General features: G+C 71.0%; 5 protein-coding genes and 3 pseudogenes. 6 read left to right on the top strand and 2 right to left on the bottom strand.

Features of this window, described 5'->3' with window-relative positions; genetic code table 11:
* The 6 genes and pseudogenes from K2Z83_RS26460 to K2Z83_RS30260 form a co-directional block, all read left to right on the top strand.
* Positions 1 to 570: pseudogene (locus K2Z83_RS26460) on the top strand (phosphoglucomutase); the annotation flags it as partial.
* A 14-nt stretch (positions 571 to 584) separates the two neighbouring features.
* The gene (locus tag K2Z83_RS26455) at positions 585 to 1,715 is read left to right on the top strand and encodes a 2-phospho-L-lactate transferase CofD family protein (RefSeq protein ID WP_220598168.1); all 1,131 of its coding nucleotides are present in this window, start codon (positions 585 to 587) and stop codon (positions 1,713 to 1,715) included.
* A gap of 113 nt (positions 1,716 to 1,828) precedes the next feature.
* Positions 1,829 to 3,112 carry a putative sugar nucleotidyl transferase gene (locus tag K2Z83_RS26450; RefSeq protein WP_220598167.1) on the top strand — a complete coding sequence of 428 codons (1,284 nt, stop codon included), beginning with the start codon at positions 1,829 to 1,831 and terminating at the stop codon, positions 3,110 to 3,112.
* Positions 3,113 to 3,216: 104 nt separating this feature from the next.
* The gene (gene selA / locus K2Z83_RS26445; RefSeq protein ID WP_220598166.1) at positions 3,217 to 4,575 is read left to right on the top strand and encodes an L-seryl-tRNA(Sec) selenium transferase; all 1,359 of its coding nucleotides are present in this window, start codon (positions 3,217 to 3,219) and stop codon (positions 4,573 to 4,575) included.
* A 176-nt stretch (positions 4,576 to 4,751) separates the two neighbouring features.
* Positions 4,752 to 4,907 (top strand): annotated as a pseudogene (locus tag K2Z83_RS30265) (NTP transferase domain-containing protein); the annotation flags it as partial.
* Between the two features lie 77 nt (positions 4,908 to 4,984).
* Positions 4,985 to 5,191, top strand: a complete 207-nt coding sequence (locus K2Z83_RS30260; RefSeq protein WP_370650282.1) for a hypothetical protein — start codon at positions 4,985 to 4,987, stop codon at positions 5,189 to 5,191.
* Between the two features lie 48 nt (positions 5,192 to 5,239).
* Here K2Z83_RS30260 and K2Z83_RS26435 read toward each other — a convergent pair.
* A pseudogene (locus K2Z83_RS26435) lies at positions 5,240 to 5,467 on the bottom strand (indolepyruvate ferredoxin oxidoreductase subunit alpha); the annotation flags it as partial.
* 162 nt (positions 5,468 to 5,629) lie between these two features.
* Positions 5,630 to 6,283, bottom strand: a complete 654-nt coding sequence (locus K2Z83_RS26430; RefSeq protein WP_220598164.1) for a Crp/Fnr family transcriptional regulator — start codon at positions 6,281 to 6,283, stop codon at positions 5,630 to 5,632.
* Positions 6,284 to 6,310 lie beyond the last annotated feature (27 nt).

The following is a 6,310-nucleotide window of genomic DNA, read 5'->3' as shown; positions in this document are numbered from 1 at the left end:
CTCGGCGAGGGCGGGCAGACGCGGGCGATCGAGATCAACCGCGAGCCGGACCCGCTCTTCGGAAAGACGACGCCCCACCCGGCGGAGTCGGGGCTGACCCGGCTGAAGAAGCTGGTGCGCGAGAGCGACTCGCACCTCGGGCTGGCCTTCTCGGCCGATGGCACGGCGCTCGCCGTGATCGACAAGAGCGGCGAGCAGCTGCACCCGACTGAGCTGGCCCTGCTGCTGGGCGGCTACCTGGCCCGCCAGCACCGCCACAAGGGTCCGCTGGTCGCGCCCACGCCCGCCGCCGACTCGCCCATGGCCGGGGCGCGGCTCGCCGCATGGGAGGAGGCGACCGGGGTGAAGGTCGAGCTCCGCCCCAGCCCCGAGGCCCGCATCGCCGAGCTGCTGGAGCAGGAGCGGCCGAGCCTGCTGCTCGGGGCCAGCACCGAGGGTGAGATCACGATCGGCCGGATCGCGACATACCCCGACGCGCTGCTGGCCGGCCTGATGGTTGCCGAGATGGTCGCCCGCAGCGGCGGCAGCCTGCGCTCAATGATCGACGCGCAGCGCGACCAGCTGAAGTAGCCAGGCACACTGCTATGCGTAGTTTTTCTCGGCGGCTGGTTCGGCTGAGCCACCTCGTCGGCGCGCTTACCGCGATGATCGCCGGGGTCGCGCTGATCCTGTTCGGCCTCGCGTCGCTCCTGGCGCTGCAGCTCGCGCCGGTCGCCTGGCGCGACGCCCTGCTGATCGCCCTCGGCCTCGCGGCGATCGGCTACGGGCTCTGGCGGCTCAGCGGGCTCGTGGTGCTCCCCCTCGACACCACGCCGAGCCCCGACGGCGAGCTGGTGGTGGGGTTCCGCCGGGCCGGCCGGCCGCCCCAGGTGGTGGTGCTCTCCGGCGGCGCGGGCATGCTCGTGCTGTCTGGCCTCGGCGACCACGTCGAGCGCATGACCTGCATCGTGCCCGCGCAGGACCCCGTCGAGTACTACTACCGGGCCGCCGGCCTGTTCAACTTCCAGAACGTCTACTATGTGGTGCCCACGCCGGTGCCCCTGGATGTGCGGGCCGAGATCGACGACGGCACCCTGGCCGATGTGCGCCACCTGGCGCTCAACCCGCAGATCGCCGAGCACCACGTCAGCCGGCTCTATCTGGGCGACCCTGCCAGCGCAAAGACGCCCCTGCCGCGCCTGGTGGCCGAGGCCATCCGCGACGCCGACGCGATCATCCTCGGGCCGGGCAGCCTGTTCGAGAGCGTGGTGCCGAACATGCTGATCGACGCCTTCCGCGAGGCGCTGGCCGCGAGCGCCGCGCGCAAGCTCTATGTCTGCAACCTGATGACGGAGCCCGGCCGCACCACCGGCTTCAGCGTGGCCGACCACATCCGCACGATCAAGCGCTACGCCGGATTCGCCCCCGACTATGTGCTGGTGAACGCCCAGCGGATCGACTCGGAGATCCATCGGCTCTACGCCGCCGCCAACCAGTCGCCCGTCTACCTCGCGCCCGACGAGTATGAGGAGACGGCCGTCCTGCCGGGCGACCGCGACGGCCAGCGGCGGGTGGTGATCGAGGGCAGCGTGGTGATCGAGGCCGACCTGGCCTCGTCGGTGATCCAGTACACGGCCACCCTCGACAATCCGAACCAGAGCCGGGCTGTCCACGTCCTGCGCCACGACGGCGATAAGCTCACCGCCACGGTGCTTGAGCTCCTGCGGCGAACCTAAGCGGGGCTGCGCCCCAAACCCGCTCTTTTGTTGGTCTGGGGCGGCGAAGCCGCCCCAGACCAACAAAAAATACCGTGGGGGCGGCGAAGCCGCCCCCACACCCCCACGGGCATATGACCCTGATCGTCTTTGAGGATGAGCGCTGGCGCAACCTCGCCACCATCGCCCAGGCCCGGCCAGTCTTTGAGCTGCGCTGCGGGGGATACACCGTGCGCGAGCGGGCCGCCGCCGTGGCCGGCGTGGGCGAGGCCCTCGGGCTGTCGCGCCGCCACCTGATGGGCCACTTCGGCCCGCCTGGCGGCCTCGCCGCCATGTACGCCGGCGAGCCGGCCGTCCTGGTCAACGGGCGCTGCCTCGACCTCGGCTGGCTCCCGCGCCTGCTCGCCGAGCCGGTCAACACGGTCTACCTGGCCGACGGCGACCTGATCGGCGCCCGGCTGACGCCGGCCCTCTCCAGCGCGGTGCTCTACTACCTGCGTGACCAGCAGGCCGCCGACGCCCGCGACGAGCTGGCCCGCTTCGCCCGCGTGGTTGAGCTCGGCGGCGACGATGCCCCGGCCCGCGTCGTCTACCCCTGGGATCTGATCGCCCAGTCGGGCGAGCAGATCGTCCGCGACCTGCCCCTGCTCAGCGCGCGGCTGTCCATCTATGCCGGGGGCGACCCCGGCGTGTCGCTGCGCGGCGGGCAGGTCTTCATCGGGGCGGGGGCACGGCTCGACGGGCCGATCGTGCTAGACTCCCGCGACGGCCCGATCTTCATCGAGGGGGGGGCCCACATCGAGCCCTTCAGCTTCATCCAGGGGCCGACCTACATCGGCGCGGGGGCGCTGATCGCCAGCGCCCGCATCCGCGGCGAGACGAGCATCGGCCCGGTCTGCCGGATCGGCGGCGAGGTGGAGGCCAGCATCGTGCAGGGCTACTCGAACAAGCACCACGACGGCTTCCTCGGCCACTCCTGGCTGGGCGAGTGGGTCAACATCGGCGCGATGACGACCAACTCCGACCTGAAGAACAACTACGGCAGCGTGCGCGTGGCCCTAGAGGGCGTCGGCCAGGTCGACAGCGGGGTGCTGAAGCTGGGCTGCTTCCTGGCCGACCACGTGAAGCTGGGGATCGGGCTGCACCTGAACGGCGGCACGGTGATCGGCACGGCCAGCAATATCTTCGGCGTCCACAGCGCGCCGAAGACCGTCCCGCCCTTCACGTGGGGCGGCGAGGTCTTCCGCGAGTACCGCATCGACAATATGATCGCGGTCGCCCGCACGGTGATGGGGCGCCGCAAGCACGAGCTGAGCCCCTCGTACGAGGAGCTGCTGCGGGCCGTCTTCGACCTGACCCGGCCCAGCCGGGGCGATATGGGCGAGGTGCCCGCACTGGCGCGGGCCGCCTCTGCCTAAGACAAGATTGCAGATTGTAGATTGCAGATTGCAGATTTAGTGCAGTAGAATGCCATTCATGGCATCAAACTGAAAAGTAACCTGAAACCTTGTCTAAGAATCGTATGATTACCCCCCGCGACATCCCCAGCGTCGACCGGCTGATGACGGCCATGCGCGCGCAGATCGCCGACGCGCCCCACGCGCTGCTGCGCGACGTCGCGCGCGCCGAGATCACGGCCCTGCGCGAGGAGGTGCAGCGCGGGGCTGCCCCGCCCGACGCGGACCTGCTCGATCTGCTCGTCGGCCGGGCGGCGGCGCGGCTGGCCCGCGATCTGACGCCGAGCCTGCTGCCGGTGATCAACGCCAGCGGCGTGATCATCCAGACAAACCTGGGCCGGGCGCCGCTGAGCGCGGGCGCGCTGGAGGCGATGGCGCGGGTCGGCGCGGGCTACTCGAACCTGGAGTACGACCTTGAGGCGGGCGAGCGCGGCAGCCGCAGCGTACACCTGGAGTCGCTGCTGCGCCGGCTGAGCGGGGCCGAGGCCGCCCTGGCGGTGAACAATAACGCCGCCGCGATCTACCTGGCCCTGAGCGCCCTGGCCGTCGGCCGCGAGGTGATCGTCTCGCGCGGGCAGGCCGTCGAGATCGGCGGCGGCTTCCGCATCCCCGACGTGCTGCGCCAGAGCGGCGCCGAGCTGCGGGAGGTCGGCACCACCAACCGCACCTATGTGGGCGACTACGCGGCGGCGATCTCGGAGCGCACCGCCCTGCTGATGCGCATCCACACCAGCAACTTCCGCCTGATGGGCTTCGTCCACGAGACGGGACTGGCCGAGATGGCCGAGCTCGGCCGCGCCCGCGGCGTGCCGGTGCTGGACGACCTGGGCAGCGGCACGCTGCTTGCGACGTCCCCCTACGGGCTGACCGCCGAGCCGACGGTGCAGGAGAGCGTGGCCGCCGGGGCCGACCTGGTGACCTTCAGCGGCGACAAGCTCCTGGGCGGGCCGCAGGCCGGCCTGATCGTGGGCCGGCGCGACCTGGTGGAGCGGCTGAGACGGCACCCCCTGGCCCGCGCCCTGCGCGTCGATAAGACCACGATCGCCGGGCTCGAGGCGACCCTGCTGAGCTACCTGCGCGGCCGGGCCGCAGAGGAGATCCCGATCTGGCGGATGATCGCCGCGCCCCTGGAGGGGCTGCGGGCGCGGGCCGAGGCCATGGCGGCCCGGCTGGCCATGGGCGGCGCCGCAGCGACGGTGACGGGCTGCGCGAGCGCGGTGGGCGGCGGCTCGCTGCCGGGCGAGATCCTGCCGAGCGCCGGCGTGGCGATCTCGCCGGGCGGCGACGCGCTGAGCCGACGGCTGCGCACGGGCGCCCCGGCGGTGGTGGGCCGACTCAGCGAGGGGCAGCTGATCTTTGACCTGCGCACGGTGCTGCCCGAGCAGGAGGCGGCGCTGGAGGGGGCCATCTTGGCCGCTCTGTAGGGCGGCGTCTCATGCGCATCACGTTTAGCCATGGGCTCCCCGGAATTACGTGTTGTTTTGGCCACCATGGCCAGCTTCGCTGGCCATGGTGGCCAAAACAACACCGGTTTTTAGGACGGTAGCCCTAAACGTGATGCGCATGGGGCGCAGCCCGATAATCCCACCGGAGGCACTATATGACCTACGGTATTCTGCTGGCGGCGGGGACATCCTCGCGCATGGGGCAGCCAAAGCAGCTGCTGCGCTGGGAGGGCCGCCCGCTGGTGCGCCACGTGGCCGAGCAGGCGCTGGCGAGCCGGATGACCGGGCTGGTGATCGTGATCGGCGCGGCGGCCAACGCGGTGCGGGCGGCCCTGGCCGGCCTTGAGGGGCCGGCGCTGATCGTCGAGAACCTCGACTACTGGCGCTGGTGCCACGCTACAGGGGGCGGCGCGGGAACCCGGTGCTGCTGGCGCGCGGGGTCTTCGCGGAGCTGCGGGCGCTGGAGGGGGATGTGGGGGCGCGCGAGGTGCTCGCGCGCCACGCCGGCGCGGTGCGTCAGATCGAGGTGGACAACCCGGCGGTGGTGACGGACATTGACACGCCGGAGGACTACGCGGGGATGGGCATGGCGTAGGGGCGCAGCGCGCTGCGCCCCCACGCCGCCGCCGGCCGACTACGCCCCGAAGAAGGCCTTGTTCTTCTCGGTGAAGCTGGCCCACTGCTCGGGCACGGCGTCGTCGGCGAAGATCGCCTCGACCGGACACTCGGGCTCACAGGCGCCGCAGTCGATGCACTCGTCGGGGTTGATGTAGTACATGTCATCGCCCTCGTAGATGCAATCTACCGGGCAGACCGCCACGCAGGCGGCGTCCTTCGTCCCAATGCACGGCTCGGCGATAATGTAGGTCATGGCTGCTCTCCTTCAGGCTCTCTAGCGATAGGATCTATGATCGCGGGCGGTCGCATCTCGCCGTTGTTCGGGTACAGACTACTATCGTTTAAACCTGGCGTCTACCACTAAAGTCCCAAAACTCGCGCGATTTTTCGCCAGTTCGCCGTCGGTTAAGAGATCTCACTCCTCGATAACGCGGGCGAGGCCGGCGGGGTCGAGGACGATGACGCGGCCGCGCTCAAGGCGCACCAGGCCCTCCTCGGCCAGGCGGCGCAGGGCGCGGCCGGCGATCTCGCGCACGGTGCCGGCGCGCCCGGCCAGCTCCTGCTGGGTGAGGTCGGCGCTGCCCTCGGCGGCCTCGGCGAGCAGCTGCCGGGCCAGGCGGGCGCGCACAGTGCGGAAGGCGAGGTCCTCGACGAGGCCGACCAGCTCGCGCAGCTGGCCGGACATCGCGCCGAGCATCGCCAGGGCCAGGCCGGGGTGGCGGCTGATCAGGGCCAGCAGATCCTCGCGGGAGAGCAGCAGGCAGGAGACGGGGCTCATGGCGCGGGCGCTGCTCGGGTTCGGCCCGCCGTCGAAGAGCGGCACCATGTCGAAGGGCTCGCCGGGGCCGATCATGGCCAGCACCTGCTCGCGCCCGTCAGCGGCCGTGCGCGAGAGGCGCACCTTCCCGCCCAGCACGAAGTAGAGCCCCGGAGCCTGCTCGCCCTCGATCAGGATATGCTGACCGGGGCGGAAGCTGCAGTGGCGCACGCGGCGGGCGGTGTCTGCCAGCGTCGGCAGATCGAGGCTGGAGAGGAGCGGGATCTCCCGCAGATCATTGACGGTCGACATTTGGCATAGTATACCACCACGGCCGCA

Source organism: Oscillochloris sp. ZM17-4 (assembly GCF_019599295.1).
In the GTDB taxonomy this organism is placed as follows: domain Bacteria; phylum Chloroflexota; class Chloroflexia; order Chloroflexales; family Chloroflexaceae; genus Oscillochloris.
The sequence above is the reverse complement of the archived record's forward strand: the minus strand, read 5'-3'. Positions and strand labels throughout refer to the sequence as shown.